The 26,825-nt window shown below is 70.8% G+C and carries 28 protein-coding genes and 1 tRNA gene; 11 read left to right on the forward strand and 18 right to left on the reverse strand.

Features of this window, described 5'->3' with window-relative positions:
• The first annotated feature begins 3 nt into the window (after positions 1–3).
• Positions 4–1,464: a dihydrolipoamide acetyltransferase family protein gene (locus U3649_RS18415; RefSeq protein WP_407352735.1), complete on the forward strand. Its 1,461-nt coding sequence runs from the start codon at positions 4–6 to the stop codon at positions 1,462–1,464.
• A 236-nt stretch (positions 1,465–1,700) separates the two neighbouring features.
• Positions 1,701–2,084, forward strand: coding sequence for a VOC family protein (locus U3649_RS18420; RefSeq protein ID WP_407352736.1), 384 nt, complete (start codon positions 1,701–1,703; stop codon positions 2,082–2,084).
• Positions 2,085–2,371: 287 nt separating this feature from the next.
• On the opposite strand, the gene U3649_RS18425 is transcribed toward U3649_RS18420, so the two are convergent.
• The 3 genes from U3649_RS18425 to U3649_RS18435 all read right to left on the reverse strand — a co-directional run bounded on the left by U3649_RS18425 (position 2,372) and on the right by U3649_RS18435 (position 5,028).
• Positions 2,372–3,304, reverse strand: a complete 933-nt coding sequence (locus U3649_RS18425; RefSeq protein ID WP_407352737.1) for an MBL fold metallo-hydrolase — start codon at positions 3,302–3,304, stop codon at positions 2,372–2,374.
• A gap of 84 nt (positions 3,305–3,388) precedes the next feature.
• Positions 3,389–3,697 carry a hypothetical protein gene (locus U3649_RS18430; RefSeq protein ID WP_407352738.1) on the reverse strand — a complete coding sequence of 103 codons (309 nt, stop codon included), beginning with the start codon at positions 3,695–3,697 and terminating at the stop codon, positions 3,389–3,391.
• Positions 3,694–5,028, reverse strand: coding sequence for a tryptophan--tRNA ligase (locus U3649_RS18435; protein ID WP_407352739.1), 1,335 nt, complete (start codon positions 5,026–5,028; stop codon positions 3,694–3,696). Before U3649_RS18435 ends, U3649_RS18430 begins: the two co-directional genes overlap by 4 nt.
• Before the next feature lie 137 nt (positions 5,029–5,165).
• Between U3649_RS18435 and U3649_RS18440 the strand changes: the two genes are divergently transcribed.
• Positions 5,166–5,954, forward strand: coding sequence for a hypothetical protein (locus U3649_RS18440; protein WP_407352740.1), 789 nt, complete (start codon positions 5,166–5,168; stop codon positions 5,952–5,954).
• A 63-nt stretch (positions 5,955–6,017) separates the two neighbouring features.
• On the opposite strand, the gene U3649_RS18445 is transcribed toward U3649_RS18440, so the two are convergent.
• From U3649_RS18445 to birA, 7 genes are all read right to left on the reverse strand, one after another.
• Entirely contained in the window at positions 6,018–6,215 is a 198-nt protein-coding gene (locus tag U3649_RS18445; protein WP_407352741.1) for a CsbD family protein, read from the reverse strand.
• A 213-nt stretch (positions 6,216–6,428) separates the two neighbouring features.
• Positions 6,429–6,584: an entericidin A/B family lipoprotein gene (locus U3649_RS18450; protein WP_370563624.1), complete on the reverse strand. Its 156-nt coding sequence runs from the start codon at positions 6,582–6,584 to the stop codon at positions 6,429–6,431.
• A 181-nt stretch (positions 6,585–6,765) separates the two neighbouring features.
• The gene (gene rocF / locus U3649_RS18455; RefSeq protein ID WP_407352742.1) at positions 6,766–7,689 is read right to left on the reverse strand and encodes an arginase; all 924 of its coding nucleotides are present in this window, start codon (positions 7,687–7,689) and stop codon (positions 6,766–6,768) included.
• 18 nt (positions 7,690–7,707) lie between these two features.
• Positions 7,708–7,783: transfer RNA gene (locus tag U3649_RS18460), tRNA-Thr, on the reverse strand.
• A 35-nt stretch (positions 7,784–7,818) separates the two neighbouring features.
• Positions 7,819–8,601, reverse strand: coding sequence for an SPOR domain-containing protein (locus U3649_RS18465; RefSeq protein ID WP_407352743.1), 783 nt, complete (start codon positions 8,599–8,601; stop codon positions 7,819–7,821).
• Positions 8,602–8,661: 60 nt separating this feature from the next.
• On the reverse strand, positions 8,662–9,402 hold the full coding sequence (locus U3649_RS18470) for a type III pantothenate kinase (protein WP_407352744.1): 741 nt from the start codon (positions 9,400–9,402) through the stop codon (positions 8,662–8,664).
• Positions 9,399–10,388, reverse strand: a complete 990-nt coding sequence (birA, locus tag U3649_RS18475) for a bifunctional biotin--[acetyl-CoA-carboxylase] ligase/biotin operon repressor BirA (protein ID WP_407352745.1) — start codon at positions 10,386–10,388, stop codon at positions 9,399–9,401. The genes U3649_RS18470 and birA overlap by 4 nt, the downstream gene beginning before the upstream one ends.
• A gap of 187 nt (positions 10,389–10,575) precedes the next feature.
• Here birA and U3649_RS18480 point away from each other — a divergent pair, with 187 nt between their 5' ends.
• Both U3649_RS18480 and U3649_RS18485 read left to right on the forward strand, forming a co-directional pair.
• A complete protein-coding gene (locus U3649_RS18480; protein WP_407352746.1) occupies positions 10,576–10,848 on the forward strand; it encodes a hypothetical protein in 273 nt (90 codons plus the stop codon).
• 16 nt (positions 10,849–10,864) lie between these two features.
• A complete protein-coding gene (locus U3649_RS18485; protein ID WP_407352747.1) occupies positions 10,865–11,614 on the forward strand; it encodes a zinc-dependent peptidase in 750 nt (249 codons plus the stop codon).
• A gap of 431 nt (positions 11,615–12,045) precedes the next feature.
• On the opposite strand, the gene U3649_RS18490 is transcribed toward U3649_RS18485, so the two are convergent.
• The 5 genes from U3649_RS18490 to dusA form a co-directional block, all read right to left on the reverse strand.
• Positions 12,046–13,407: an ATP-binding protein gene (locus tag U3649_RS18490; RefSeq protein WP_407354660.1), complete on the reverse strand. Its 1,362-nt coding sequence runs from the start codon at positions 13,405–13,407 to the stop codon at positions 12,046–12,048.
• Between the two features lie 151 nt (positions 13,408–13,558).
• A complete protein-coding gene (locus tag U3649_RS18495) occupies positions 13,559–14,245 on the reverse strand; it encodes a response regulator transcription factor (protein ID WP_149194670.1) in 687 nt (228 codons plus the stop codon).
• Between the two features lie 54 nt (positions 14,246–14,299).
• On the reverse strand, positions 14,300–14,677 hold the full coding sequence (locus U3649_RS18500) for a hypothetical protein (protein WP_407352748.1): 378 nt from the start codon (positions 14,675–14,677) through the stop codon (positions 14,300–14,302).
• A 142-nt stretch (positions 14,678–14,819) separates the two neighbouring features.
• Positions 14,820–15,731: an arginine deiminase-related protein gene (locus U3649_RS18505; protein ID WP_407352749.1), complete on the reverse strand. Its 912-nt coding sequence runs from the start codon at positions 15,729–15,731 to the stop codon at positions 14,820–14,822.
• Positions 15,728–16,762, reverse strand: coding sequence for a tRNA dihydrouridine(20/20a) synthase DusA (gene dusA, locus U3649_RS18510; protein ID WP_407352750.1), 1,035 nt, complete (start codon positions 16,760–16,762; stop codon positions 15,728–15,730). The genes U3649_RS18505 and dusA overlap by 4 nt, the downstream gene beginning before the upstream one ends.
• Before the next feature lie 253 nt (positions 16,763–17,015).
• Here dusA and U3649_RS18515 point away from each other — a divergent pair, with 253 nt between their 5' ends.
• The 3 genes from U3649_RS18515 to U3649_RS18525 all read left to right on the forward strand — a co-directional run bounded on the left by U3649_RS18515 (position 17,016) and on the right by U3649_RS18525 (position 19,158).
• Positions 17,016–17,552, forward strand: coding sequence for a hypothetical protein (locus U3649_RS18515; protein WP_407352751.1), 537 nt, complete (start codon positions 17,016–17,018; stop codon positions 17,550–17,552).
• Complete coding sequence (locus U3649_RS18520; RefSeq protein WP_407352752.1) at positions 17,542–18,126, forward strand: DUF6036 family nucleotidyltransferase; 585 nt, start codon at positions 17,542–17,544, stop codon at positions 18,124–18,126. Before U3649_RS18515 ends, U3649_RS18520 begins: the two co-directional genes overlap by 11 nt.
• 423 nt (positions 18,127–18,549) lie before the next feature.
• Complete coding sequence (locus tag U3649_RS18525; protein WP_407352753.1) at positions 18,550–19,158, forward strand: Fic family protein; 609 nt, start codon at positions 18,550–18,552, stop codon at positions 19,156–19,158.
• Between the two features lie 398 nt (positions 19,159–19,556).
• Here the strand turns inward: U3649_RS18525 and U3649_RS18530 are convergent, their stop codons facing one another.
• A complete protein-coding gene (locus U3649_RS18530) occupies positions 19,557–20,312 on the reverse strand; it encodes an XAC0095 family protein (protein ID WP_407352754.1) in 756 nt (251 codons plus the stop codon).
• A 276-nt stretch (positions 20,313–20,588) separates the two neighbouring features.
• On the opposite strand from U3649_RS18530, the gene U3649_RS18535 reads away from it, so the two are divergent.
• The 3 genes from U3649_RS18535 (at position 20,589) to U3649_RS18545 (ending at position 22,220) form a co-directional block, all read left to right on the forward strand.
• A complete protein-coding gene (locus U3649_RS18535) occupies positions 20,589–20,789 on the forward strand; it encodes a hypothetical protein (protein ID WP_407352755.1) in 201 nt (66 codons plus the stop codon).
• A gap of 111 nt (positions 20,790–20,900) precedes the next feature.
• Entirely contained in the window at positions 20,901–21,794 is an 894-nt protein-coding gene (locus tag U3649_RS18540) for an arginase family protein (RefSeq protein WP_407352756.1), read from the forward strand.
• Positions 21,795–21,845: 51 nt separating this feature from the next.
• Complete coding sequence (locus U3649_RS18545) at positions 21,846–22,220, forward strand: DNA-binding protein (protein ID WP_407352757.1); 375 nt, start codon at positions 21,846–21,848, stop codon at positions 22,218–22,220.
• A 70-nt stretch (positions 22,221–22,290) separates the two neighbouring features.
• Here the strand turns inward: U3649_RS18545 and U3649_RS18550 are convergent, their stop codons facing one another.
• Together U3649_RS18550 and U3649_RS18555 are read right to left on the reverse strand one after the other, a co-directional pair.
• Positions 22,291–25,410, reverse strand: a complete 3,120-nt coding sequence (locus tag U3649_RS18550; protein ID WP_407352758.1) for an error-prone DNA polymerase — start codon at positions 25,408–25,410, stop codon at positions 22,291–22,293.
• Positions 25,407–26,819 carry a Y-family DNA polymerase gene (locus U3649_RS18555; protein ID WP_407352759.1) on the reverse strand — a complete coding sequence of 471 codons (1,413 nt, stop codon included), beginning with the start codon at positions 26,817–26,819 and terminating at the stop codon, positions 25,407–25,409. The genes U3649_RS18550 and U3649_RS18555 overlap by 4 nt, the downstream gene beginning before the upstream one ends.
• Positions 26,820–26,825: the final 6 nt, after the last annotated feature.

The raw sequence follows: 26,825 nt of genomic DNA on the forward strand, positions 1-26,825 counted from the left end.
GACATGGCCGACAAGACAACCTTCAAGCTTCCCGACCTCGGCGAGGGCCTGCCCGACGCCACCATCGTCGAATGGTCGGTCGAGGTGGGCGACACCATCCGCCTCGACGACCCGCTGGTGTCGATGGAAACCGCCAAGGCCGTGGTCGAGGTGCCCTCGCCGGTCTCCGGCAAGGTGCTCGAGCTCGCCGGCGAGCCCGGCGACGTGATCGAGACCGGCGCGGTGCTGGCCACGTTCGAGATCGACCCGGACCTGCCGCAGCGCGCCGAGGGCCAGGACACCGGCCACCACCACGGCCCGAAACCGACGAAGGGCACCGGCAGCAAGGCACCGAGCAACGGCGACCAGGTCATCGCCTCCGACGACGGCGGCGCCATCTCCGACGCCGGCGATGCCGCGCCCGAAGGGTCGGCCGGCGAAGGCGAGCGTGCCGACAGCGGCACCGTGGTCGGCGCCATGCAGTCCTCCGACACGGTGCACGCCGAGCGTGCCAGCGCGGTCGGCGGCGTCCGGGCGATGCCGGCGGTGCGCGCGCTGGCGCGCAAGCTCAAGGTCGACCTCGCCCGCGTGCGCGCCACCGGCGCCGACGGCGTGGTGACGATGACCGACGTCAAGCAGGCCGCCGCAGACGGCAGCGCCGCGTTGCGCCCCTCTCCCTCCGGGAGAAGGGCTGGGGGTGATGGGACGGCAGCCAGTGAAGCCGCATCGGCCGCCGCACCCTCACCCCAACCCCTCTCCCGGGGGGAGAGGGGCTCAACAGCACAGCGCACCGCCCTCTCCGCCTCCGGCAGACCAATGCGCACCCAGCCGCCCACGGTGTCCGCCAGCGGCCAGCCGGAGCAGCTCAAGGGCGTGCGCCGCAACATGGCGCGGGTGATGGCCGACGCCCACGCCAAGGTGGTCCCGACCACGCTCAGCGACGACGCCGACATCCATGCCTGGACCCAAGGCAACGACATGACCGCGCGCCTGGTGCGGGCGATCTGCGCGGCGGCGCGCGCGGTCCCGGCGCTCAACGCCTGGTTCGACGGCGACAAGCTCACCCGCACCCTGCACCCGCACGTCGATCTCGGCATCGCCGTGGACACCGACGACGGCCTGTTCGTGCCGGCGCTGCGCAACGCCGACATGCTCGACGCGCTCGGCGTGCGCGAGGGCGTCAACCGCCTGCGCGCGCAGGTCGAGGATCGCAGCATCCCGGCCAGCGAGCTCGGCGGCTACACCATCTCGCTGTCCAACTTCGGCATGTTCGCCGGCCGCTACGCCACCCCGGTGATCGTGCCGCCGTGCGTGGCGATCGTCGCCGCCGGCCGCGCCCGCCACCAGATCACCCCGGTGATCGGCGGCTTCGAGTCGCACAAGGTGATCCCGCTGTCGGTCACGTTCGACCACCGCGCCTGCACCGGCGGCGAGGCGGCGCGGTTCCTGCGGGCGATGCTGGACGATCTGGCGTTGGGGTCGTGATTCGTGATTCGTGATTCGTGATTCGTGATTCGGGAATCGGGAATCGGGAATCGGGAATCGGGAATCGGGAATCGGATAGCAGCATCGCTCCTGCCGGCAACCCGTCAAACCGTCATCCCGGCGCAGGCCGGGATCCAGGCCCGCAAGCCATCGACTGCCCGGCCTGCCTTGCTCCAGGATGACGGCACTGGATGATCCCATCCGCTACGCCGCAATCCCACCACCGGGAGAACGCCATGTCCCATCGCAGCCGACTGTCCACCTTCGTCCTCGACTGCAAGGTCGAAGACCTGAAAGCGGCGACCGAGTTCTGGAGCCAGGCGCTCGGCAAGCCGGTCGAGAGCTTCGACGAGGACGGCGACGGCAAGTACGCCGCCCTGAAGACCGATCGCGACGAGCCGATCCTGCTGCTGCAGAAGGTCGAGCACGAATCGCGCATCCACCTGGACATCGAGGCCGACGACATCGACGCCGAGGCCGAACGGCTGGAAAAGCTGGGCGCGAAGAAGATCGGCTTCGTCAAGCGCTGGTGGGTGATGGAAGCGCCCAGCGGCCATCGCTTCTGCATCGTGCGCCAGCAGCGCGAGCCGTTCGGGCCGCACCTCAACAGCTGGGACTGACCTGCGGCCTCGCGGCGGCCGCGCGTGCCCGGCATCGGCCGGGATGTCGGGACCGTGCAATGCCGTCGTTGCGCATGTCATCTGCCGCGGAAGCCGCCGCCCTGTCCCCGTCCCGCCAGCGCGGCGGCGATCGCCCGATGAAAGCGACAGCGGTCTGCCTATGCGGGAGCGACGGAAGTCGCGACACCGCGGGAGCCCGTGCTCCGGCCGCAGGCCAGTCGCGACTGCCGTCGCTCCCACAGGGGGCCACAGGGGCGCCGGGCGGTCGCGCCGCACGGAAAAGGGGGTCAGGCACGACTGCGATCGAGCCAGACTTCCAGTCCCTGTGCATTGAGCTCGATGTCCATCGCCAGCAAGGCCGGCACCATGCGCTGCGCGTCGGAGACGCCATGTCGCTGCGCACGTTCGACATAGATGCGTGTCAGCGCTTCCACCAGCCGCGCATGACGTTGGCCGTCGCCGTTCAGGCGGCGCGCGGCGGCCACGGTGGCCTCGACCAGGGCGATCAGGTCCGCGCCCAACCGCTGCACGTCGGTGACGCGGCCGTAGTGGGTCACGTACACCGCCTCGGGCGCTTCGCCCAGCAGGCGCCGGACCGAGGCGCGCATCGCTTCCGGGTCGAACTGCACCGGCGAGGTGGTGGGGATCGCGAACGCGCCGCGCGCAGTATCGAACTCGCGGTACGACAGGCCGAAGATGTCGCCGGCGAACCAGCTGCGGCTGCGCGCGTCCCACACCGCCAGGTGGTGGCGCGCATGCCCCGGCGTGTCGGCGCACAGCAACGGCCGCCCGGCGAGGTCGACGACACGGCCGTCGTCGGCCGCCGTGACCCGCGATTCGGGCACCGGCACCAGGGTGCCGTAGCTGTGCGCGAATCCGGCCTCGCCGTACACCGCCTTCGCGCCGGCGGTCAGCTTCGCCGGGTCGACCATGTGCGGCGCGCCGCGCGGATGCACCACCAGCGTCGCGTTCGGCAGTTCGCGCATCAGCGCACCGGCGCCGCCGGCGTGGTCGAGGTGCACGTGGGTGAGGACCAGCCAGTCCACCGCCTCAGGCGACAGGCCCTGCGCGTCGAGCGCGGCGAGCAATCGCGGCACGCTGCGGTTGGTCCCGCAGTCGACGAAGGCGGCGCGTCCCTTTTCGACGACCAGGTAGGCGGCGCAGAAGTTCGGCCGCTGGTAACCGGTATCGATGGTGACGATGCCGCGGGAATCGCTCATGGCGCGCTCGTGAAGCCGGGCGCTCCAGTCTAGGTCGTCGCCCGGCCGTGCCGCGATTCGGCTTTGGTCGCAACGCCCCCGCGCTCAACGCGCGCGCAGCCATCGCCGTCGCAGGAAAAATGCGACCGTCATCACCGCGAGGAACGCGCCGTAGCCGATCGCGGTCGCCAGCACCTGCCGCCACATGGGCCCGTAGACCGGATCGGCGCTGCCGTGCGCCCAGTGCACGCTGAGCACGAACGCCACCAGCGCCAGCAGCAGCGCGACGGCGTCGAACGCGCGGCGGGCGGCAGTGCGCGGCTCGCGCGGGAACAACCAGAACAGCACGCCCAGGATCAGGAACCAGGGCAGGAACAGGATCAGCGCGAGGTTGAGCTCGACCAGCGGGTTCATGCCTCGTCCGCGGCGAACCTCGCCAGCGCCTCGAGCAGTTCCTCCACCGCCACGCCTTCGGCCAGGTGGCCGACCAGGTGCTGGCCCAGGTGCACGCCCTGGCCGGCGAGATGATGCAGTTCCGCGCCGCCCTCGCGCTTGAGCCGGGCGATGAGCTGCCCGGCATCGCGCGGCGAATCATGGCCCACGCTCTGCAGCAGCAAGCGGTCGCCGTCGACCAGCTTGAAATAGAAGCGGCCGTCGCTCTCGCGGTACTGCTTGAACTGAGGCGGCGCCGGTGCGGCGCCGGCGTCCGCCTTCGCCTCGACCGGCGCCCGCGCCAGGTCGCGCAGCCCGACCGCTTCGCGCAGGCGCTGCAGGAACGGCGTCGCCGCCTGCGCGCGCAGGCGCGCGGCGCCTTCGCGCAGCTGCCGCTCGATGGCTTCCGGCCTGGCGATCAGCGCTTCGTAGCGCTCGCGCAGCGGCGCGACCTCGACGTCGATGCGCTCGAACACCTGCTGCTTGGCCTCGCCCCAGGCGATGCCCTCGGCGAAGGCCCGGCGCATGCGCGCGGTCTCTTCCTCGCCGGCGAAGGCCCGATAGAGCTGGAACAGCGCCGAGCCCTCGGCGTCCTTGGGCTCGCCCGGCGCCTTCGAGTCGGTGACGATCGAGAAGATCAGCTTCTTCAGCTCCGCGCGCTGCGCGAACAACGGGATGGTGTTGTCGTAGCTCTTGCTCATTTTGCGGCCGTCCAGGCCCGGCAGCGTCGCCACCCGTTCCTCGATCTCCACCTCCGGCAACGTGAAGTGCTCGCCGTAGAGATGGTTGAAGCGCTGGCCGAAGTCGCGCGCCATCTCGATGTGCTGGATCTGGTCCCGGCCCACCGGCACCCGGTCGGCGTTGAACAGCAGGATGTCGGCCGCCATCAGCACCGGGTACATGAACAGCCCGGCGTTGATGCCGGCATCGTCGTCCTCGCCCTCGGCGCGGTTGCGGTCCACCGCCGCCTTGTAGGCATGGGCGCGGTTGAGGATGCCCTTGCCGGCGACGCAGGTCAGCAGCCAGGTGAGCTCGGTGATCTCGGGAATGTCGGACTGGCGGTAGAAGCGCACGCGCTCCGGCTCCAGGCCGCAGGCCAGCCAGGTGGCCGCGATCTCGAGCGTCGAGCGCTGCACCCGCGCCGGCTCCTGCACCTTGATCAGGGCGTGCAGGTCGGCGAGGAAATAGTAGCTTTCGACGTCGGCGCCGCGGCTGGCGGCGATCGCCGGCCGGATCGCGCCGACATAGTTGCCGAGGTGCGGCGTGCCGGACGTGGTGATGCCGGTGAGGACGCGGACGGGGCGTGGGGACATTGCGCAGCCGATCGGGAAAACCGGGCCGAAGTTTAACCGCTGGCGCGGGCGGCACGGTTCCGGCCCGCCCGCGTCACGACGGCAACCCCGACCGCGGCGGTGGCGCGTTCTCTCCCGGGACCACACGGAGAAACGCCATGTCCCGCCTGCTACTGCTCGTCGCACTCCTGTCCGCCGCCGCCTGGTTGCCCGCCCGCGCCGCCTCGCCGGTCCGTCTCGAAATCGTCGACCGCGATACCGGAGAGTGGCTGTCACAGCATCGCCACCGCGGCGATACCTGGGTCGCGGGTACGCCCGGGCGCCCTTATGCGGTGCGGATCACCAACGACAGCGGCCAGCGGGTGCTGGTGGTGCTGTCGGTCGACGGCGTCAACGCGGTCACCGGCCAGACCGCCGATCCCGGCCAGGCCGGCTACGTGCTGGCGCCATGGCAGAGCGCCGAGATCGCCGGCTGGCGCAAGTCGCTCGACGATGTCGCCGGCTTCGTGTTCACCGGCCTGCCCGACAGCTACGCGGCGCGCACCGGGCGGCCGCGGCACGTCGGCGTGATCGGGCTCGCGGTGTTCGCCGAGCGGCGGCACGCGCCCGTGCCTGCGTCCCCGCCTCCGATCGCCGGCAACGAGCGACGCGCGCGCGCGATCGTCCCCCAGTCCGCGCAGTCCGCCGAGGTACAAGCCGCCGACAGCGCCCATGGCGCCTCGAGGCAGCGCATCGGCACCGGCCATGGCGAGCGCGAATGGTCGCCGACCCGCCACACCGGCTTCGTGCGTGCCAGCACGCGGCCGATGCAGGTGACGCAGCTGCGCTACGACACGCCGCAGCGGCTGGCGGCGATGGGCGTCCTGCCACGGCCATACGCCTGGCGACGGCACCATGGGACATCGCCGCAGGCGTTCCCCGGCAGTTTCGTCGCAGACCCCCGCTGAGGGCGCGCCGGCCTCCGCGGGAGCGCGCCATGCGCGCTCCCGCGGAGGGGTGCGATTCCCGGCTCAAATCGTCCGTTCGAAATCCCGCACTTCCTGCTCGGCGCGCTCGCGGGTCCAGCCGTACTGCTCCTGCAGCTTGCCGGCCAGGTACTTGCTGTCGCCTTCGGCGATATCGAATACGTCGTCGGTCAAGTCTCCCCACTGCGCCTGGGCGCGTCCCTTGATCTGGGTCCACTTGCCGGAAATGATGTCCTTGTTCATCGGTGTCTCCTTCGTACGCCACGGCGGTTCGCCGTCGACGACAGCGTGGCGACATCCTGATTCGCATCCGGTCAAATTTGCGTTGGGTCGTGCTGACGTCCATGAACGAGCTGAGCGGTTCAGCATTCATGGGCAAGCCGCCAGGCACGAAAAAGCCGGCGCGAACGCCGGCTTCTTGTTTCGTGTGCCAAGCGGCCAAGCCGCCGCGAAGCATCAGTCCGGATCGGTCCCACCGGTCCTGTCGGCGGCATCTTCGACCTTCTCGCCGACCTTCTGCACATCCTTCCCCGCGCCTTCGACGGTGTTGCACGCGGTCATGGTGGCGGCGGAAAAGAGGGCGAGCAGCAGCAGGGCTGTCAAACGCTTCATGGAGTTCTCCTGTGGTGAGGGGTCGCTTGCCGTGCGCGTCCCGAACCGGCGACCCGTGCGTACATGAAACCGCAGGTCGGCGTGAACGCCATGTCGACTCCGCACCGCATGCGGCACGCCCCACCGTCCCCGTTCAGTTCCGCACCGGGTCCGTCCCGGCGCATGCCGGCAACGCCGCAGCTCAATCGCGCATCAGGGTCGACTTGCCGAACAGGCTCTCCACCAGGTCCACCGCCAGTTCCGCGGTCACGTTGCGGTCATCCAGCGCCGGGCTGACCTCGACCACGTCGAGCGAACCCATGCGGCCGCTGTCGGCGATCATCTCCATCACCAGCTGCGCCTCGCGGTAGTTCACCCCGCCCGGCACCGTGGTGCCGGTTCCCGGGGCGATCCCGGGATCGAGGAAATCGACGTCGAAACTGACGTGCAGGTGGGTGTCGGCATCGAGCCCGTCTAGGGCCTGCTCCATCACCCGCTTCATGCCGACCTCGTCGATGAAGCGCATGTCGAAGATGTCGAGCCCGTGCTCCTTGACCAGCCGCTTCTCCTCCTGGTCGACCGAGCGGATGCCGATCTGCTTCACCTGGTCCGGCGTGATCGCCGGAACGTGGCCGCCGATCCCGGTCAGGGCCTCGGGACCGATGCCGCACAGGCAGGCCACCGGCATGCCGTGGATGTTGCCCGAGGGCGTGACCCGGCTGGTGTTGAAGTCCGAATGCGCATCGAGCCACAACACGCGCAGCTTGCGTCCCTGCGCGCGGCAGTGGTTGGCCACCGCCGCGATCGACCCGATCGCCAGGCAGTGGTCGCCGCCGAGCACCACCGGCATGCGCCCGGCGCGCAGCTCCGCGGCCGAGGCCTCCATCAGCGCGCGGTTCCAGGCGACCACCTGGTCCAGGTGGCGGTAGCCGTCCACCGGCGGCAGCCACGGGTTGGGCGGACCGTCGACGTTGCCGCGGTCGACCACGTCGATGCCGCGCGCCTGCAGCGCCTCGGCCAGCCCGGCGATCCGCAGCGCCTCCGGCCCCATGCGCGCGCCGCGGTGGCCGGCGCCGACGTCGGTCGGCACGCCCAGGATCGAAACGGGTGGATAGTTCCGTGGCATCGTCGTCGTCCGTGGTGGTGGTGCCGGCAGTCCGAATCGAACGGACGACCTACCGCTTACAAGGCGGTTGCTCTACCAGCTGAGCTATGCCGGCGTGGATGGTCCGGGCGGCCCGGGAGGGCGGGCATTCTAACGCGCCGCCGCGGCGGCTTCAGCGAGGCCGGCGCAGTCGACGGCATCCGCCCGCGCCGCGCCGGTTTCGGCGCGCGCCGCGGCGGCATCGAATCCTTCCGCCACGGCGATGTCGAGCCAGTGCCGGCTGCCGGCGTCGCCCAGCGGCTCGGCCTGCGCGCCGAAGCCGGCCTCGCGCAGGTTGGCGACGTGGCGGCGGGCCGCGGCCTCGCCGCTGAAGCGCCCGAGGGCGATCGCATTCGCCTCCTCGCCGGTGGCGATGATGAAGTGGTCGTCGAACCCGGCGGCGACGAGCTTCTGCACCGTCGCCTGCGCCGCGTCGCGGTCGGCCAGCGGCGGCAGCATCACCCGCCAGCCGCGCGGCGCTTCCACGACCTCGCGCGTGCGCAGGCGCAGCGCCCGGGGCTGCAGCCGCGCGCGCGCCGACGCCGCGGCATCGGCGTCGGCGAACGGGCCGAGCGCCAGGCAGCGCGCCGGTTGCACCGGCGCAGGCGCCGCGCCTTCACCGGATGCGGCCGTCGACGCGGGCGGCGCTTCGGTCTGCGGCGGATCCGCCTCGCCCGATTCGGAGAGCGCCGCCTCCGGCTGCGGATCGGCGGCATCCGCCGATGCCGCCGTGGCGCGTGCCTGCGGCGTCGCCTCCGACAGTAGCTGCAACCGCGGAACGCCGGCAGGGTGCGCGGGCGGCGCTTCGGGCGCGGGCGGCGATCGCGTCGCCCACCAGAGGGCGACGCCGAGGTTGAGGGCCAGCAACAGGACGATGGCGGCGCGCAGGAGCATCGCGGGATTGTAAGCGCGCGCGGCGCGTGCTTCCCGCACGCGTTGCGCATATCGGAGCGCTCAGGCCGGAGGCGCCATCCGCGCCCAGCGCGCGAGTCCCTCGAGCACCAAGGCGGGCGCCAGCAGGGCACGGTGCAACCGCGGCGCCAGCGCCTGCGCGCCGCCGCCGTGCAGCAGCAGCCGCGGCCGCTCGCCCCCCAGCAGGTCGCGTGCGGCATCGCGACTGCGTTCGACCAGGGCGAGCGCGGCGCCTTCGCAGCCCGACGCCAGCGCATCCACGGTGTCGTCGGCGAACTCGGCGTAGTCGCCGCCTTCGGCCGGCAACTGCCGCGCGCGCCGGTGCAGCGCCTGGCGCATCAGCGCCGGGGACGGTGCGATGCGGCCGCCGCGGTGGCGCCCGTGCGCATCGACCAGGTCGAGGGTCAACGCGGTGCCGACGCCGACCACCAGGCTCGCCCCGGCGCCGTGCCCATGCGCGGCCAGGAGCGCCAGGAAACGGTCGACGCCGAGCCGCTGCGGCTCGGCATAGGCGATCTCGACGCCGTCGCAGCGCCGCAGCGTGGTGGCGACCGAAACCCGCCCGCAGCGCCGCGCCAGCGCGTCGAGCAAGGCCACCCGCAGCTCCGGCGCCGCCACGCTGGCGAGGCAGGCCGCATCGAAACGCGGCGGCAGCGCGGCGTCCCAGCCGGCGGCGAAGCGGGTGCCGTCGTGGTCCACCGCGACGACCTCCCCGATGCCGTCCCCGTGCAGCGGCGCGAACTTGAGCCGGCTGTTGCCGAGGTCGAACAGCCACTCGCTCATGCGGCCGCCCCGCGGCGCACGCTGACCTCGCCGGCGTGGAAGCACCGCTCGCCGTCGCCCAGGCGCACCCGCAGCGCGCCGTCCCCGGCGACGCCGAGCGCGATGCCGGCGTGGATGCCGTCGCCGGCGTGCACCTCCACCGCGCGGCCGGCCAGCGCATCGAGCGCGGCGAAACGCGGCAGGAACGGCGCCAGGCCGTCGCGCTCGAACCGCGCCAGCGCCGGCACCAGTCGCGCGATCAGCGCTGCCGCCAGCGCGTTGCGCGGCGGCATCCGGCCCTCGGCGACCGTGGCCAGGTCGGTCCATGGCTGGGCGATGGCGCCGGCGGCCGCGGCCGGCATGCGCAGGTTCAACCCCAGCCCGATCACCGCACGCGCAGGCCCGGCATGCTCGCCGCCGCCCTCCACCAGCAGGCCGCCGAGCTTGCGCAGTTCGGTGTCGTGCACCACCAGGTCGTTCGGCCATTTCAGGCGCACGCGCGTCGCACCAAGCGCGTGCAGCGCATCCACCGCCGCCACCCCGGCGACCAGCCCCAGGCCGCCGAGGCGGCCGAGGCCACCGGAGAAGCGGCGCGCCAGCGACAGGTACAGGTTCGCCGCCAACGGCGAGGCCCAGTCGCGGCCGCGGCGGCCGCGTCCTCCGCTCTGGCGTTCGGCCAGCAGCACCGCCGTGCCGGTCGCCGGGGTCTCGCGGCGCAGCAGTTCGGAATTGGTCGAGTCCAGCGTCCAGGCCACGTCCAGGCCGGCGATCTCGGCGCCGACCTCCGGCGGAAGCGCATCGCGAATCCGCGCGACCTCCAGCAATTCCAGTTCCTGCGCCAGGATGTAGCCGCGCCCGGGGCTGGCGTCGATCGCGATGCCGGCGGCGCGCAGCGCCTCGATCCGCTTCCACACCGCCGCCCGGGTCTGGCCGCAGTCGCGCGCGAGCCCGTCGCCCGAGACCGGGCCGGCAAGCAGTCGTTCGAGCAGGGCGCGTTCGGAGTGCATGGTCGCTGGAGAAGTGGAGATGCCGGGAAGGCCGATCGCGATTATCCGCGTATCCGAGCCGCGGCATCGGCCGTCGCGGCCGGGGCCGGCGGCTGCCGCGGTGCAGCATGCCTCGCCCGGCAACGGCGGCACAACCGCGCTATAGTTGGTCGTTGTGCGTTGCCGTCTCCCATTACAGGCCGCCGCCATGCTCCTCCGATTCGCGCTGTTGCTGCTGCTCTGCTCCGCCAGCCTGCCGCTGCTGGCCCGCGAAGTCCGCCAGGCCGGCGCCAACGGCGACGGCGGCTGCCCCTCCGCGCCGGCCGAAAAGAATGCCGGCCCGGGCGATCCCCGGGGCGAGCACGCGGGCAACGCGAAGCCCGCCGTCGAGGAACGCGCCAAGCCGGCCTCGGGCGGCAATACCGAGAACAGCGTTCGCGGCCCGCGCTGGCACAGCTTCCTGCCCGGCATGTTCCGCTGAGGTCGGCCCGGTCCGCGTGCTCGGCCTGATCCGGCGCCTGCGGCGCACCCCCGCTCCGATCCCCTCCGACCTCTGGCAACGCGTGCGCGGCCGCGCCGCCTGGGTGGCGCGCCTGGACGAGGCCCGCGACCGGCGCCTGCAGGCGCTGGCGGCGCGCTTCCTGCACGACAAGGCCGTCACCGCGGTGGGCGAGCTGCAGCTGGACGACGATCGCCGCGCCACCTTGGCCGCGCTGTGCTGCCTGCCGCTGCTCGAATTCGGCGCCGAAGGCCTGCACGGCTGGTCGCAGCTGATCGTCTACCCGGACGCGTTCCGGGTGAACCGGACCCACGTCGACGCCGCCGGCGTCCTGCACGAATGGGACGACGAGCTGATCGGCGAGGCCTGGGAGGCGGGCCCGCTGATCCTGTCCTGGGCCGACATCGAGGCCGACCTGCGACAGCCGGACGCCGGCTTCTGCGTCGCCGTGCACGAGATGGCGCACAAGCTCGACGCGCTCGACGGCGTGCTCGACGGCACCCCGCCGCTGCCGCGCGACTGGCAACGGCTATGGGCACGCGACTTCCAGCGCAGCTACGACGGCTTCGTGGCCGAGGTCGAACGCGACGCCGACGTCGCGATCGACCCGTATGCGGCGGAAGCGCCGGAAGAGTTCTTCGCGGTATGCAGCGAGTACCACTTCAGCGATCCGGCCACGCTGCGCCGGCAGTTGCCGGAGGTGGCCGGACACCTCGAGCGGTTGTACGGCGTATCGCCGTTCGCGTGACAGCGCTTGAATTGGCGATGCGCGGCGAATTCCAACCGCATGTCGCGACTTCCGTCGCTCCCACAAAACACAACAACCATGGCTCCACAACAGCCATGGCTCCACAACAGCCATGGCTCCACAACAGCCATGGCTCCACAACAGCCATGGCTCCACAACAGCCATGGCTCCACAACAGCCATGGCTCCACAACAGCCATGGCTCCACAATAGCCATGGCTCCACAATAGCTATGGCTCCCGCAACAGCCATGACTCCCGTGGGAGCGACGGAAGTCGCGACGCGCGGCGTGAACGTGCCGATATCACCGCGAGCCCATACGCCGAAAGCCGCAACCAAACCGGACAGAGGGATCGCAAGCCGCCGGGACGACGGTCCAGATTCGGATCCCGTCACTGCGCTTTTCCGATTCCCGACTCCCGATTCCCGACCTCACAGTCCCGGCGGCAAGGTCACCACGAACCGCGCGCCGCCCAGCTCCTCCGACGCCGTCACCTGCAGTTCGCCGCGGTAGCTGCGCACGATGTCTTGCACGATCGCCAGGCCGATGCCGTGGCCCTGCACGCGCTCGTCGCCGCGCACGCCGCGCTGCAGGACGTGGACGATCCGTTCGGGCGGAATGCCGGGCCCGTTGTCGTCGACCGCGAGCAGCAGGCCGGGGCGGCGGTTGGGCGCGGACTCGCCCGGCCGGGCCGTCAGCAACACCCGCGACCGCGCCCACTTGAAGGCGTTCTCCAGCAGGTTGCCGAGCAGTTCCTGCAGGTCGCCGGGTTCGCCGTGGAATTGCGCCTCCCGGTCGATGTCGAACTCGCAGATCACGCCCTTGCTGGCGTAGATCTTCTCCAGTCCGCGCACGATCTGCTCGGCGTGCGGCTCGACCTCCACGGGCGCCGCGAACAGCTTGTGCCCGCTCGAGGCCGCGCGCCCGAGCTGGTAGCCGACCAGGTCGTTCATCCGCCGCAGCTGCGTCTCCACCTCCTCGCGCAGGCCGCTGTCGTCGCCGGCGTCCAGGCGGGTGCGCAGCACCGCCAGCGGCGTCTTCAGGCTGTGCGCCAGGTCGGACATGGTGTTGCGCTGGTGCTCGAGGTTCTGGCGCTCGCTCTCGATCAACGCGTTGATGCTGTCGGTCAGCGGCTGCAGTTCGCGCGGATGCAGCTCGCCCATGCGGTTCGCTTGGCCGCGCTGCACGCGCTTGAGCTCGTTGATCACGTGGCGCAGCGGCCACAGGCTCCAGCGCAGCACCACGGTCTGCAGCAGCAGCAGGATCAGGCCGGCGACGCCGAGGTAGCGCCAGAGCGCGCGCCGGAAGACCTGCACCTGCTGCGGCAGGTTGCCGGCATCCTCCATGATGTAGACCGTGTAGGGAATCTCGTCGGCATTGCGCACCAGCACGAAGCCCATGCCGTAGCGGATCACCTCGCCCGGCGCGCCGGCGCTGTCGACGATCGGCAGGGGACCGTCGAAGCGCTCCTGGCCGCCCTCGAGCATCGTCAGTTCCGGCAGCTGCGGGCCCTGGGCCGACGGCGAATACCACTGTTCGTCGGCGGTGATCACCGCCGCGTACAGGCCGGTGCCGGGGCGGTTGAAGCGCTCGTCCGGCGGGTACTCGGGCGGGATCAACGTGTCGTCGCGGGCGAACTCGACGATGCCCGCGTAGTTCTCCGCGAACCCGCGCAGGCTGTCGCGCTGGCGCTCGCTGGCGACATCGACGAACGCCCGGTCCAGCGCATAGCCGGCCAGGGCCAGGAACGCGACCAGCCCCAGGCTCGCCGCGAGCAGCTGCCGCACCTGCAGCGAGCGCGGGCGCCAGGGAAGTGCGCGTCGTCGATGCTCGATCGCCATGGCGACAGGCTACCGGACCGCGCCACGGCGAACGCCGCGACACGCGCGGCCGCGGACGGTCGACCGGCCCCCCGGTGCGGACACGCTCAGGTCCGCGCGCGCCTCACTGCTCACCGCTCCGCGGGATCGCGAAGCGGTAGCCGCGCCCGCGCACGGTCTCGATCGGCTTGAGCGTGCCGTCGGGGTCGAGCTTCTTGCGCAGGCGGCCGATGAAGACCTCGAGCACGTTGGAGTCGCGGTCGAAGTCCTGCTGGTAGATGTGCTCGGTCAGGTCGGCCTTCGAGACCAGCTCGCCGGCGTGCATCATCAGGTACTCGAGCACCTTGTACTCGTAGCTGGTGAGGTCGACGTTCTGGCCGTTGACGCTGACCGTCTGCGCGGCCAGGTCCAGGATCACCGCGCCGCACTCGAGCGTCGGCTTGCTCCAGCCGGCGGCGCGGCGCACCAGCGCGTTGATCCGCGCCAGCAGTTCCTCGACGTGGAAGGGCTTGACCAGGTAGTCGTCGGCGCCCTGCTTGAGCCCGTCCACCTTGTCCTGCCAGCTCGAACGCGCGGTCAGGATCAGCACCGGGAACTGCTTGCCCTCGTCGCGCAACGCGCGGATCAGTTCCATCCCCGACATCTTCGGCAGGCCCAGGTCGATGATGCCGACGTCGAACGGCACCTCGCGTCCCATGTATAACCCCTCTTCGCCGTCCTGCGCCGCATCCACCGCAAAGCCTTCGCGCTTCAGGCGCGCGGCCAGGGTCTCGCGCAAGGGGGCTTCGTCTTCGACGAGCAGGATTCGCATGCGTCACTCCGGATCGGTGGCCGCGCGGCGGCCGTTGCGTTCAAGTATCTGAACTCAGTCGTTGTCGCGACGTGAGCGTTGGTGGCGCTGCTGGGGATCGTCCTCGTAAACGCGCACCCGGCCGCGGTCGTCGAGGACCTTGATGCGGTTGATCTCGCGGCCGTTGGAATGCATTCGCTCGGCGCTGATCAAGGTGCCGCGGGTGGAGCTGCGAATGTGGCGGATGGAATCGGCCATCGCGTCCTGGCGGCGCAGGCGCGACGACGGCTCGGGTTGCGCGATCGCGCGCGACGGCCCCTGCTCGGGCCGGCCCCGCTCCCGTTCCCGCTCCCGCTCCTGCCCTTGCGCCAGACCTTGTGCGGACGCGGTCGTCACGCCGGCCAGAGCGACGGCCAACAGCGACAACAGCAGCGAACGGCAGGAAACAGGCATGAGGAACGGGTTCCGCAGTGGGATGAATAGGACCCCGGCTCTCTGTCCGGGCCCAAATTGTTGATTTTCCTGGGTGAATCCGTCCTTAACTTTTCTGAAGTCGATGCGCGCTGTTCAGCCGCGCCCGCCTGATGATGCCCGTTCAGTAGATTTCTGCAACGCAGCAACGCAGCGAACCGCCGGCCGGTTCGAGCGCATCGAGCGCAATCGCCTGCAACCTGAAGCCGGCGCGCGCCAGTTTTTCGCGGGTGGCCGGGGCCAGCGCGGCCGCAGCGGTGGCGCTCATCCAGACGGTCTCAGGATTCAACGAGATCGCATTGCCGGCGAAGCCCGCCCGCTCGGCCGGCGACAGCCGGATCGTGTGCGGCGCGTACAACCGCGCGATCGCGTCGGCCGCATCCGGATCGGCGAAACCGTCCGGGCACAGCAGCACCGCCCGGCCGGCCAGGACCGCCAGCACCACGTTGGCGTGGTACTCGCCAGGCGCGAGCTCGAACATCAGGGTGGCGCGCAGCCCGAAGGCCTCGTGCATGAGCGCGGCGCCGTCCGGGTCGCAACGCTCGGACAGGCCGCAGAAGCCGAGGCCGCGGGCACGGTCGATCACCAGCGCGCCGGTGAGCTCGCACGGATGCGGCTGCCCGGACAGGTCGTGGACCGCATAGCCGAGCGTCTTGGCGAAGAAGGCGCGGATGTCCGGGCGTTCGGCCTCGCGGCGGCGGACGGGATGGCGCATCCGGCCCACGATCAGCCGCCCCGGCACGGTGGCGAAGACGTTGTTGGGGAACAGTGCGTCGGGCGACTGCGGCTCGCCGGGAAAGCAGACCGTCGGCAGCGCCGCGGCCATGGCGCGCTGCAGGTCGCGGTGCTGGGCGCAGGCGCGCGCGGCATCGAAGGCGGCGGCCTCGGCCATGTAGCGGTTGTCGGCGGCCGACTGCTCGGCACGGGCGAAGCCGTCCGGCGCCACCAGGAACGCCGCTTTCGCCGTCGCCGGGCCGAAGTCCGGCGCGCAGCCGCGGCCGAAGGCGAGGAAGGCGGCCGGATCGCGGGTGATCATGCGGCGGCGCGGCGCGTGGCTTCGGTGGCGGCGAGCGCCTGCTCGACTACACCCCAGCCGGCACCCGGCCGGTGTGCGCCTTCGCTCAGCACCTGGCGGAAGCGGCGCCCGCCCGGCTGGCCGTTGAACAAGCCGAGGACGTGCCGGGTGACGTGCTTGAGCGCCACGCCCCGGGCGAGTTGCGCCTCGACGTAGGGGCGCAGCGCGCGCAGCAGTTCGCCGCGCGACTGCAACGCACCGCCGAACCAGGCGACGTCGAGACGATGCAGCAGATAAGGGTCGTGGTAGGCCGCGCGCCCGAGCATGGCGCCGTCGGCGTGCTCGAGGTGCGCCGTCGCCTCGTCGGCGTCGGCGATGCCGCCGTTGACGACTACCGACAGGTCGGGCCGCTCGCGCTTGAGCCGCCAGGCCCAGTCGTAGCGCAGCGGCGGCACCTCGCGGTTCTCCTTCGGGCTCAGGCCCTTGAGCCAGGCGTTGCGCGCGTGCACAACGAAGACTCGGCAGCCGGCCTCGGCGATCGTGTCGACGAAGGCGCGGAAGCGGCCGTAATCGTGGTCGTCGTCCACCCCGAGCCGGCACTTCACCGTCACCGGCACCGGACGCGGCGCATCCGCCAGCGCCGCGATCATCGCCGCCACGCTGTCGGCCACCAGCGCCGGCTCGCGCATCAGGCAGGCGCCGAAGCGCCCCGCCTGCACCCGGTCCGACGGGCAGCCGCAGTTGAGGTTGACCTCGTCGAACCCGTACGCGGCGCCGATCGCCGCCGCCTGCGCCAGCAGTTCCGGCTCGCTGCCGCCCAACTGCAGCGCCACCGGGTGCTCGACCGGATCCAGCGCCAGCAGCCGCGCGCGGTCGCCGTGGATCACCGCGTTCGCGTGCACCATCTCGGTGTACAGCCGCGCATGCGGCGCCAGCAGGCGGTGGAAGACCCGGCAGTGGGTGTCCGTCCAGTCCATCATCGGCGCGACCGACAGGCGCAGGGAGGCCGGGTCGGGCAATGGACTCGGCAGCGGCTGGCCGGAAGCGGTCATGACGGAAGCGGACGGGCAAGTATGGATAGCCCGCTATTCTCGCTGGTCGCCGCCGAGGGGTCGAACCAAGACTGAAAAGCGAACCTGACCCTGAGGTTTCCCCACACTTCTTGGCGCTTGTCCTCCCCCTTTGAAAAAGGGGGATTGAGGGGGATTTGCTCTGATAAATCGCCAAATATCGGATTTGCCGCATGGACCAAAGCTTGGCGCTCATTCATTGACTTACCAATCAATCAACGCTATGTATCCGTTGATGAAAAAGTCAAATTCTCAACTCCCTGCCTTCCTTGCCGACCTCACCGCCAAGGCCCGGGCGCGCTCGCTGACGGACACCGACTGGTCCGCGCGCGCGGGCGTGCGCAACGAAACCCTCTCGCGCCTGCGCCGGCGCAGCAGCTGCGACCTGTCCACCCTGCAGGCGCTGGCGGCCGCGGTGGGCGCCCGGCTGGTCATCGACGACGGCGCGGCCGCGACGGCGACGACGCCCGACGGCCATTTCCCCGCATCCCTGGATCGCAACGACGAGGCGCGGCTGCTGAAGCTGGCCGCGTCCGGGAACCTGGCGCACGACGCATGGACGGCGGCGGGACCGCGCTTCTTCATGGCCGGCCTGGCGGTCATGCTGGCCGGGGAGCCGGGGCTCGACCGGCGCGGCCTGCTGGCGCTGGCCGAGCACCTGCATCCCGGCGCCACGGAACCGGCGGTGTTCACGCGCTGGCTGGAGCGCAGCCCGCTGCGGCCGTCGCGCTTCCTGCCGCTGCTGGCGATGGAGCGAAAGCATGCAGCCTAGAACCCACGCCCAGCGCGAGTACCTGACCGCACTCGGCGAGATCGTGCAGCGCATCGCCGGATCCCTGCGCAATGTTTCACCGCAAGCCCTGCCGATCCGGATGTACATCGCCGGCGGCGCAGCCCTGCACTTCTACACCGGCGAACGGGTGTCCAGGGACGTCGACGCCGCGTTCTCGCGCCGCATCGCCCTGCCCGAGAACCTGGAAGTCGCCTACCGCGACGCCGACGGCGCCGCGCAGCTGCTGTACCTGGACCGCAACTACAACGACACCCTGGCGCTGATGCACGAGGACGCCTACGACGACGCCCGGCCGCTCGCGCTCCCCGGCGTGGATGCCTGCGTGCTCGACGTCCGCCTGCTGTCGCCGCTCGACCTGGCCGTCAGCAAGCTGGGACGGTTTGCCGGCCAGGACCGCGAGGACATCGTCGCCTTGGCCCGGCACGGTCTGATCGACGCCGCGAGCCTGCGCCATCGCGCCGAAGCCGCATTGACCGCCTACGTCGGAGACACGGCAAGGGTGCAGAACACGATCGACATCGCCTGCCGCATCGTCGACAACACACTGACTTGACGCGCCGAGTCCCAGTAGCGCTTCCAGACGGCTGCGCGGCCGATGTCTGCCTCGCCCCCTGCGGGCCTGTGCATGCGGAAAGCTAGGATGTCTTCCGCGAAGCGTTGTGGGGGAAGCCTTGGCATGGCCAGCCACCCCGGCACGAACCGCCAGTGGTTGGATCAGCGGCATGGCGAGATCAGGCTGACCAAGCGCCATTCGTCCGTTAATCCCAAGTTGTGGACATTCCCCGGCCCTTAGTCCGCTCTTGTGGACGGCTTTGTCCTCTTGATCCTCGATCATGGCCGTCACTCGCCCGCCTGAAGTCGTGTTTGCGGACGCCTCCTCCAGCAAGCGCTACCAGCGCGAGGTGGCGGCCGGCCGCATGCGCGGATCGCCCACGGGCTGTACACGCCCAACCTGCAGGACGGCCTGGAGGTCATCGTGCAGCGCAACCGCCTGGAGATCGTCGATCACCTGTTCCCCGGCAGCGTGGTCTCGCACCGCAGCGCCATCGAGATCGGCGCCGCCCTCCAGCCACACCTCTTCGTCTTCGGTGCCGATCGGCAAGGCGCGCAACCTGGCATTGCCGGGCCTGATCGCGAGTTCAAGCTGCAGCGAAATCGCGCCGGCAACTCGGTCTTCGTCGAACCCGAACTGGTTGCCGGCACCCAGGTCGAGGCGTTCGCGCTCTACCGTGCCCTGCCACACGCGCTGGCACGGGCGATCTTCATGCAGGTTGCCGTTTCCGAAGTCCACCCTTTCGATGACGGCAATGGCCGACTGTCACGCGCGATGATGAGTGCCGAACTGACCGCAGCCAACGAGTGCCGCATCATCATTCCCACCGTGTACCGGGATGACTACATCACCACCTTGAAGGCCTTCAGCCGGACGCGCCAGATCGATCCGGTCATCCGCATGTTCGAGCTTGCCCAGGCCTTCACCGCCAGCATGGACTACACGGGCTACGACGCCGCGAAGGCGTCATTCACCGCCGCCAATGCATTCGAGAACGACCGCGACGCGCAACTACAGTTCCAGGAGCGTTGATCCGCACCTCAGCGCCCGGCACCACTGAGGTCCACTTCCCCTCATCGATTCGGCTACTTCATGGATCCGGGCACGACGGACTCGGAGACGATCCGCATCGGCAGCATCGGCGGCTGCCAAGGACGTTCCATCCGTTCCGTCACCGGCGCGACGGACAGGCGCAGGGAGGCCGGACCTGGTGTCGCGCTGAATTGCGCAGGCCGGGAGAGGTCATGGACGGAGCGGGCGGATGGGGGGACAGAGGGATCGCCATTCTCGCCGGTTGCCGGTGACGGGCCGAATGGGCGTCGGCGCCGAGGCCTGCTTTGCTCCTGTGTACGAAAATCAACCCGACCGTTCTCGGCCGTCCAGCCGGGGGCGGCAGGCCGCCCCCGGCGCTCCGGATCCCCGTCGCCGGATCAGTGCAGGCGCTGTGCGGGCGCCTGAGAAATGCATCCACGCTGCGCATGGGTAGGCGGCGGCAATGCGGGGCGTTGCGGGTCCGCAACCGGCAACGCAGCGCCTGCGCCATACACGGCCCGCGCCTCGCGTACGCCGCTTCGCCGCCTGCGCGACCCGTTGAGCCGCTGCGACGTCACCTGTTCGATGATGGCTTTCGCCGCCCTGGCGTCGTCGAAGACCGCATGCCCCACCATCGCCAACGTGCCGATGGCCAGGTCAGCCTCTTCGACACTGAACACCACGTCGCCGTGCGCCGTGATCATGTCGAGCCGGCGGTCGAGTTCGTCCATCTGGTCCAGGGTGACGCCGAAGACGAAGCGGGCTTCCGTGTCTGCCTCGCCTTCCACCGCTTCTGCCTCCACCGCTTCGTCGTCCGGCACCTCGTCGCCCGGCGCCCCGGCCTCCGGCGTCTCGCCCTCCAGCGCCTCGGCTTCAGTGGTTGCACACGCAGGCTCACGCTCGGCCTCCCGTTCCGCCGGCCACGACACCTCTTCCAGCACCAGCCCGGCCTGTTCCGCCAGCAACTCCAGGCAGACCGCCAGTTCGCCCACGCGGATCTCGGGCACCCATTCCTGTTCCTCGTCGTGCGTGCGCGGCTGCGCCAGGTGGGACAGGAACACCATGTGGTCGTGCAGTTTCTTCAGCCGGAACTGGCCGTCCTCAGGCAGAAAGTAGCCCGTCGATTCCATCTCCTCGGATTCATACTTCGACATCGTCGCCTCCTCAGTCCATGAAGTGCCCGCCCACCGGAATGGCGGACGGGAAGTCGGGAGGTTAGAAACCGCAGGTAGCCGGCGGGCGTATTCCCCCGAAGGGTGTTGTATTAGCCGCCCTCCCGACGCAGGCATCGCGTCGGTCGTGCCCGCAGCATACGGGCACAAAAAACCCACCGGTTTGACGGAGGTGGGGACCGCTACCTGAGGAGTTTCTACGCTCCTTGGGAGCGAGTTTGCAACGGTTCAAGTCCGACGTCAAGGTCATCCGCAGAAGTGAATCTGACCCTGGGGTTTTTCCCTGTTTTCCTGCAATCAGTTCAGTGGATTGGCTGTTTCCTCCCTTTGAAAAAGGGGGGCTGGGGGGAATTGCTCGGTGCGCGGCCAAGCAACAGCAACAGCAAATCCCCCTCAATCCCCCTTTTTCAAAGGGGGAAGATGGGCGGCAAAAAAATCTGGGGAAAGCTCAGAATCTGACCCGGTATTGAAGTCTCCATTGAGCCAGATTGTCGACGGGCGAGCATGCCGCTCTTTGGATTGCTACACCTCACGTCGTACTAACTCGTCTATGTTAAGAACAGCTATTCGATGTCGACCCGTCGCTACGCAATCCTGGAAGCGCCATCCACACTGGGCCTCGCGACCGGCGGCGTCGAGGGCTTGCCCGATCGGCTGCTCGAGCTGGGCCTTGCGGACCGCATCCTTGCGCGTCGCGCAGGGCGGCTGGCCGTGCCGCCCAAGGACCCGACGCCTGATCCCGGGACCCGGGTACTGAATGCGAAAGCGATCGCGGCATGGTCGCCAAGGCTCGCCGACGCCGTCGAGGAAGTACTGGATTCAGGCGAGTTCCCGGTGGTGCTGGGTGGCGACTGCACCATCCTTCTGGGGTCGATGCTGGCGCTGCGGCGCCGGGGCCGCTACGGCCTGCTTTTCATCGACGGGAACGCTGATTTCTTCCAGCCGGAGGCCGAGCCCAATGGCGAGGGCGCTTCCATGGATCTTGCGTGGGCAAGCGGCTACGGGCCTGCACTGCTCACCGACATCGAAGGCCGCCGCCCCCTTGTGCGCCCGGAGGACGTGGTCGCTTTCGGATACCGCGACCATGAGGACCAGGAGGCGTATGGCAGCCAGACGCTGCCGCCGGAGCTTCATGTCTATGATCTGCCGAGGCTACGTCGCGTTGGTGTAGAACCGGCTGCCCGCGAGGCTGTTGGAGATCTGACGAACCGGGGCCTGGACGGCTTCTTCGTCCATCTGGACGCCGATGTTCTCGACGACGCCGTCATGCCGGCGGTCGACTTCCGGGTGCCGGGGGGATTGTCCTGGGAGGACCTCAAAACGACGCTCCGAATCGCCTTCGCCAGCGAAAAGATCGTCGGCCTCGAAGTGACGATCTACAACCCGGCGCTCGACAGGACCGGTACAGCCGGTCGAGGCCTCGTGGGCGTGCTCGCCGAGGCGCTTGGCACAGCGGCTCGATGAGTTCCTCGGCATGCCCTCTGCAAGCCACACCATCCGATCAGGAGAGTTCCGATGGCCGTCCAGCTTGATTTCCAAACCTTCATCGAGGGGCTGCGCGCACCGGGCATGCCGCTGATCGCACCGGACCGCTTTGCCGAGGCACTGCACCTGCGCCAGCAGGAGCTGGCCCAGCTCGCCCGCGTCCACCGCACCACGGTGGCCGATGCTCCCGCCAATGCCAGGCTGCAGCAGTACATGCGCGACGCACTGCGGGTGCTGTCTGCCGCTTCCGAGACCGGCGGCGAGCGGGCGCACGCGATCGACTGGTACCGCAACGCGCCCATCCCCGAGTTCGAGCATCGCACCGCCGAACAACTGGTGTCCGCCGGCAAGGCCGACGCGGTTATCTCCTACCTGCTGTCCACCGGCGGCGGCTCGACTGGATGATCCTGACCGACCTCGGCCCCGAGGCGATCTTCTACCGCGAGCGGCGCCATTCAGCCGCGGGCGAACGGGCTTAGTGGAAATCCCGGCTGCGCACGTCCAGGCCCTGCAGCAGCGGGGTGAGGTCGTGCAGGCGGTGGGCCACCAGGTGGCGCACACCGGCCACCGCCTGCAACCGGCCCTCGACCTGCAGCAGGCGCGATTCCAGGTAGGCACGCCACTGCGCCTCGGCGATCTCGCGGCGGACGACGATGTTGACCATGCCGTGCTCGTCCTCGAGGGTCATGAAGGTGACGCCGCTGGCGGTCTGCGGGCGCTGGCGCAGGGTGACCAGGCCGGCGACGGTGATGCTGCGGCCGTGCGGCAGCGCTTCGATCTCGCGCGAGCTGCGGCAATGGCGCGCGCGCAACTGCGTGCGCAGCAATCGCAGCGGGTGCGGGCCGAGCGTGGTGCCGGTGCTGGCGTAGTCGGCGGACACGTCGGCGGCGGTGTCCGGCGGCGGCAGCACGACCGCCGGCTCCGGCGCGGAGGCATCGGCGCCGAACAGCGGCCGCTGCGCTTCCACGCCGGCGATCGCCCAGCGGGCGCGATGCCGATGCCCCGCCAGGCCGCGCAGGGCGCCGGCATCGGCCAGCAAGGCGCGGGCGCGCTGGTCGAGGCCGGCGCGCGTGCACAGGTCGGTGACATCGGCGAACGGCCGCTGCGCGCGCGCGGCCGCGATCCGCACCGCGTCGTCCTCGCGCAGGCCGCGCACCAGGCGCATGCCCATGCGGATCGCGAACGGCCGATCCGGCGGCGCGTCGTCCAGGCGCTCCAGCGAACAGTCCCAGTCGCTGTGGCGCACGTCGACCGGGCGCACGCCGACGCCGTGCCGGCGCGCGTCCTGCAGGATCTGGTCGGGGCTGTAGAAGCCCATCGGCCAGCTGTTGACCATGGCGCAGGCGAATTCGGCCGGGTGGTGGCACTTGAGCCAGGAACTGGCGTAGGCCAGCAGCGCGAAGCTGGCCGCGTGCGACTCGGGAAAGCCGTAGCTGCCGAAGCCCTTGATCTGCTCGAAGATGCGCGCTGCGAACTCGGGCGTGTAATCGCGCTCGAGCATGCCATCGGTCAGTCGTTTGCGATGCGGCTCCAGTCCGCCATGTCGTTTCCACGCCGCCATCGCCCGGCGCAGGCCGTCGGCTTCGCTCGGCTCGTAGCCGGCGGCGACGATGGCGATCTCCATCACCTGCTCCTGGAACAGCGGCACGCCGAGCGTGCGCACCAGCACGTCCTCCAACGCCGCGGAGGGATAGGTCACCTTCTCGTCGCCGCAGCGGCGGCGCAGGTACGGATGCACCATGTCGCCCTGGATCGGGCCCGGCCGCACGATCGCCACCTGGATGACCAGGTCGTAGAACTGCCGCGGCTGCAGCCGCGGCAGCATCGCCATCTGCGCACGCGATTCGATCTGGAACACGCCGATGGTGTCGGCGCGCGAGATCATGTCGTAAGTGTCTTCGTCCTCCGGCGGGACCGTCGCCAGCGCCAGGTCCGGGCCGTCGTGCCGGCGCAGCAGGTCGAAGCAGCGGCGCAGCGCGGTGAGCATGCCGAGCGCCAGCACGTCGACCTTGAGCAGGCCGACCGCGTCCAGGTCGTCCTTGTCCCACTGGATCACGGTGCGGTCCTCCATCGCCGCGTTCTCCACCGGCACCAGCGTGTGCAGCGGATGCTCGGAGATCACGAAGCCGCCGGGGTGTTGCGACAGGTGCCGCGGGAACCCGATCAGCTGCGCGGTCAGCGCCAGCACCTGCCGCAGCAGCGGGCTGTCCGGGTCGAAGCCGCGCTCGCGCAGGTGCGCGTCCGGCGGCAGCTCCACGCTCCAGCGGCCGAACGCGCGCGCCAGCGCGTCGATCTGGTCCTGCGGCATCCCCAGCGCGCGGGCGACGTCGCGCACCGCGCCGGCGCCGCGGTAGCTGATCACCACCGCCGCCAGCGCCGCGCGGTGGCGGCCGTAGTGCCCGAACACGTACTGGATCACCTCCTCGCGGCGCTCGTGCTCGAAATCGACGTCGATGTCCGGCGGCTCGTCGCGGTCGGCCGAGATGAAGCGCTCGAACAGCAGCCGCTGGCGCGAGGGATCGACCTCGGTGATGCCCAGCGCGAAGCACACCGCCGAGTTCGCCGCCGAGCCGCGGCCCTGGCAGAGGATGTGGCGGCTGCGCGCGAAACGGACGATGTCGTGCACGGTGAGGAAATAGTTCTCGTAGCGCTTGTGCGCGATCAGCGCCAGCTCCTTTTCGATCTGTTCGCGCACCGCGCCCACTTTCTCCACGTCCTTCAGCGCGCCCTCGGCCACGCGCCGCTCGAGGCCCTGCAGCGCCAGCGTGCGCAGCCAGCTGGCCGCGTCGTGCCCGGCCGGCACCAGCTCGTGCGGGTACTGGTAGTGCGGCTTCAGTTCGCCGAGGTCGAAGCTGCAGCGCGCGGCGATGCGCAGCGTCTCGGCCAGCAGCGCCGGCGGATACAGCCCCGTCAGCGCGTGCCGCGGGCGCAGGTGGCGCTCGCCGTTGGGGAACAGGCGCCGCCCGGCCTCGGCCACGGTGGCGTGGTGGCGGATCGCGGTCATGGTGTCCTGCAGCGCGCGGCGGCCGCGCGCGTGCATGTGCACGTCGCCGGCGGCCACCGTCGGCATCTGCAGCCGCCGTGCCAGCGCCTGCAGCTGCGCCAGGCGCGCGGCGTCGTCCGGGCCGCGGTGCAGTTCCACCGCCAGCCAGGTGCGCTGCGGGAACAGCGCCTGCAGCCAGCGCCCGTGCGATTCGTCGGCGGACGCGTCCGGCAGCCACAGCGCCAGCAACCCGTCGGTGCCGCCGGCGAAGTCCTTGCGCAGCAGCCGGTACGTGCCCTTGTCGGCGCGGCGGCGGGCATCGGTGATCAGCCGGCACAGGGTGCGGTAACCCTGCAGGGTTTCGACCAGCAGCACGCAGGCCGGGCCGTCGGCCAGGCGCAGCTCGCTGCCGACGATCAGCGGCAGGCCGACGTCCCGCGCCGCCTGCCAGGCGCGCACGATCCCGGACAGCGAGCATTCGTCGGTGATCGCCAGCGCGCGGTAGCCCAGCCGTCGCGCGCGCGCGAACAGCTCCGGCGCGCTCGAGGCGCCGCGCTGGAAGCTGAAGTTCGACAGGCAGTGCAGCTCGGCGTAGTCGGGCGCGGCGCTCATGCGAACCACCCGTGCAGCATGAAGTGCCCGCGCTCGTCCGGCGCCGCGTAGACCCAGGCGTGCTGGCCCTGGCGGGTGAGCACGCGGTAGTAGTCGCGGCGCACGTCGCCGTCCCACCAGCCGCTTTCGATGCGTTCCGGGCCGGCGAGCAGGTCCGGCGCGCCGCCGCGCAGCGGGACCGGCCGCGGCAGCAGCCAGCCGGGCCGCGGCGGCGCGTCGGCATCGGCATCGGGCCGCGTCGCGCGCTCGCCGCGCCAGGCCCGTTCGGGGCGGTGGTCGTGGTGCACGCGCAGGCCGTGCACGGCCTCGTCGCCGAGCCGCGCGCGCAGGCGTTCGCGCAGCTGCTCCCACGGCATCGACTGCTGCGGGCGCTCGTCGAACAGCTCGCGGTGCGCGGGCGCGAACGGCGGCAGCTCGCGCGCGACCAGGCGCAGCCCGCGCACCGGCGCCGGCACGCCGGTGCGCTCCAGCCGCGTGCGCGCGACCTCGAACAGCAGCGCCGGCTCGCGCTCGGTGCCGAGCAGGCCCACCGGCACCCGGGTGTCGGCCGCGTCCTCGTGCTCGAGCCGCAGCTCGAAGCGCTGCACGCCGCCGTCGCGGCCGGCGAGGTACGCGGCCAGGTCCGCGCTCAGGCGCCGCAGCGGGAACAGCAGCGCCTGGTGCGACTCCACCTCGAACCCGAGCTCGATGCGCGCATCGAAGCGGTCCGGCGGCCGGTACCACTGCAGCGGCTCGGGACGCTCGCCGGTCAATGTGTCCAGGTGCCGCAGCACCGCGGCCGGGAACCGCCGCACCAGGCTCGCGCGCGGCAGCGCCTGCACCTGCGCCAGCTTGCGCAGCCCCATGCGCTCGAGCGCGGCGGCGGCCTCCGGCGCGAAGCCCGCGCGCGCCACCGGCAACTGCGCCAGCGCGCGGCGCATGCGGTCCTCGTCGGGGATCGCCAGGCCGTCATGGGCATTGGCCAGCGCGCGCGCGGCGGCAGGGTTCGGCGCGGCCACGATGCGGTGATGGAAGCCGAGCGCGGCGAGCTCCCCGCGCAGCCGCGCCTCCAGCCGCGGCCAGGGCCCGAACAGGCCGAGGCTGGCGCCGATCTCGACGACTAGGGCATGCGGGTAGCGCAGGCTGACCTGGGAGCTGAAGCGATAGGCCCAGGCGGCGAGGAAGCGCTGCCAGCGCACGTCGTCCTCCGGATCGTGCTCGACGGTCTCGACCGCGCCGGCCAGCGCCTGCGCCGCGGTCAGCGTCATTCCCGGCTTCAGGCCGAGCGCGCGTGCGGCCGGATTGACCGCGTGCAGCACCCGGCGCTGCGCCGTGCCGGCGAGCAGCGCCAGCGGCGCGTCGCGATCGACGCGACGGCGCAAAACGCCGTCCAGCGCCAGTTGCGGCAGCAGGATGCAGGCCCAGCGCATGCCGCC

This window comes from Luteimonas sp. R10 (assembly GCF_045689605.1).
Taxonomy (GTDB): domain Bacteria; phylum Pseudomonadota; class Gammaproteobacteria; order Xanthomonadales; family Xanthomonadaceae; genus Luteimonas.

What these genes read in the sequence shown, in the direction of transcription:
- U3649_RS18495 (WP_149194670.1), bottom strand. Translation starts at nt 14,245, where the DNA reads ATGCGAATCCTGCTCGTCGAAGACGAAGCCCCCTTGCGCGAGACCCTG.
- dusA (WP_407352750.1), bottom strand. Translation starts at nt 16,762, where the DNA reads ATGACCGCTTCCGGCCAGCCGCTGCCGAGTCCATTGCCCGACCCGGCC.
- U3649_RS18430 (WP_407352738.1), bottom strand. Translation starts at nt 3,697, where the DNA reads ATGAACCCGCTGGTCGAGCTCAACCTCGCGCTGATCCTGTTCCTGCCC.
- U3649_RS18480 (WP_407352746.1), top strand. Translation starts at nt 10,576, where the DNA reads ATGCTCCTCCGATTCGCGCTGTTGCTGCTGCTCTGCTCCGCCAGCCTG.
- U3649_RS18530 (WP_407352754.1), bottom strand. Translation starts at nt 20,312, where the DNA reads ATGTCGAAGTATGAATCCGAGGAGATGGAATCGACGGGCTACTTTCTG.
- U3649_RS18545 (WP_407352757.1), top strand. Translation starts at nt 21,846, where the DNA reads ATGGCCGTCCAGCTTGATTTCCAAACCTTCATCGAGGGGCTGCGCGCA.
- U3649_RS18500 (WP_407352748.1), bottom strand. Translation starts at nt 14,677, where the DNA reads ATGCCTGTTTCCTGCCGTTCGCTGCTGTTGTCGCTGTTGGCCGTCGCT.
- U3649_RS18550 (WP_407352758.1), bottom strand. Translation starts at nt 25,410, where the DNA reads ATGAGCGCCGCGCCCGACTACGCCGAGCTGCACTGCCTGTCGAACTTC.
- U3649_RS18450 (WP_370563624.1), bottom strand. Translation starts at nt 6,584, where the DNA reads ATGAAGCGTTTGACAGCCCTGCTGCTGCTCGCCCTCTTTTCCGCCGCC.
- U3649_RS18420 (WP_407352736.1), top strand. Translation starts at nt 1,701, where the DNA reads ATGTCCCATCGCAGCCGACTGTCCACCTTCGTCCTCGACTGCAAGGTC.
- rocF (WP_407352742.1), bottom strand. Translation starts at nt 7,689, where the DNA reads ATGCCACGGAACTATCCACCCGTTTCGATCCTGGGCGTGCCGACCGAC.
- U3649_RS18505 (WP_407352749.1), bottom strand. Translation starts at nt 15,731, where the DNA reads ATGATCACCCGCGATCCGGCCGCCTTCCTCGCCTTCGGCCGCGGCTGC.
- U3649_RS18515 (WP_407352751.1), top strand. Translation starts at nt 17,016, where the DNA reads ATGAAAAAGTCAAATTCTCAACTCCCTGCCTTCCTTGCCGACCTCACC.
- U3649_RS18425 (WP_407352737.1), bottom strand. Translation starts at nt 3,304, where the DNA reads ATGAGCGATTCCCGCGGCATCGTCACCATCGATACCGGTTACCAGCGG.
- U3649_RS18540 (WP_407352756.1), top strand. Translation starts at nt 20,901, where the DNA reads ATGTCGACCCGTCGCTACGCAATCCTGGAAGCGCCATCCACACTGGGC.
- U3649_RS18555 (WP_407352759.1), bottom strand. Translation starts at nt 26,819, where the DNA reads ATGCGCTGGGCCTGCATCCTGCTGCCGCAACTGGCGCTGGACGGCGTT.
- U3649_RS18520 (WP_407352752.1), top strand. Translation starts at nt 17,542, where the DNA reads ATGCAGCCTAGAACCCACGCCCAGCGCGAGTACCTGACCGCACTCGGC.
- U3649_RS18435 (WP_407352739.1), bottom strand. Translation starts at nt 5,028, where the DNA reads ATGTCCCCACGCCCCGTCCGCGTCCTCACCGGCATCACCACGTCCGGC.
- U3649_RS18470 (WP_407352744.1), bottom strand. Translation starts at nt 9,402, where the DNA reads ATGAGCGAGTGGCTGTTCGACCTCGGCAACAGCCGGCTCAAGTTCGCG.
- U3649_RS18415 (WP_407352735.1), top strand. Translation starts at nt 4, where the DNA reads ATGGCCGACAAGACAACCTTCAAGCTTCCCGACCTCGGCGAGGGCCTG.
- U3649_RS18440 (WP_407352740.1), top strand. Translation starts at nt 5,166, where the DNA reads ATGTCCCGCCTGCTACTGCTCGTCGCACTCCTGTCCGCCGCCGCCTGG.
- U3649_RS18445 (WP_407352741.1), bottom strand. Translation starts at nt 6,215, where the DNA reads ATGAACAAGGACATCATTTCCGGCAAGTGGACCCAGATCAAGGGACGC.
- birA (WP_407352745.1), bottom strand. Translation starts at nt 10,388, where the DNA reads ATGCACTCCGAACGCGCCCTGCTCGAACGACTGCTTGCCGGCCCGGTC.
- U3649_RS18465 (WP_407352743.1), bottom strand. Translation starts at nt 8,601, where the DNA reads ATGCTCCTGCGCGCCGCCATCGTCCTGTTGCTGGCCCTCAACCTCGGC.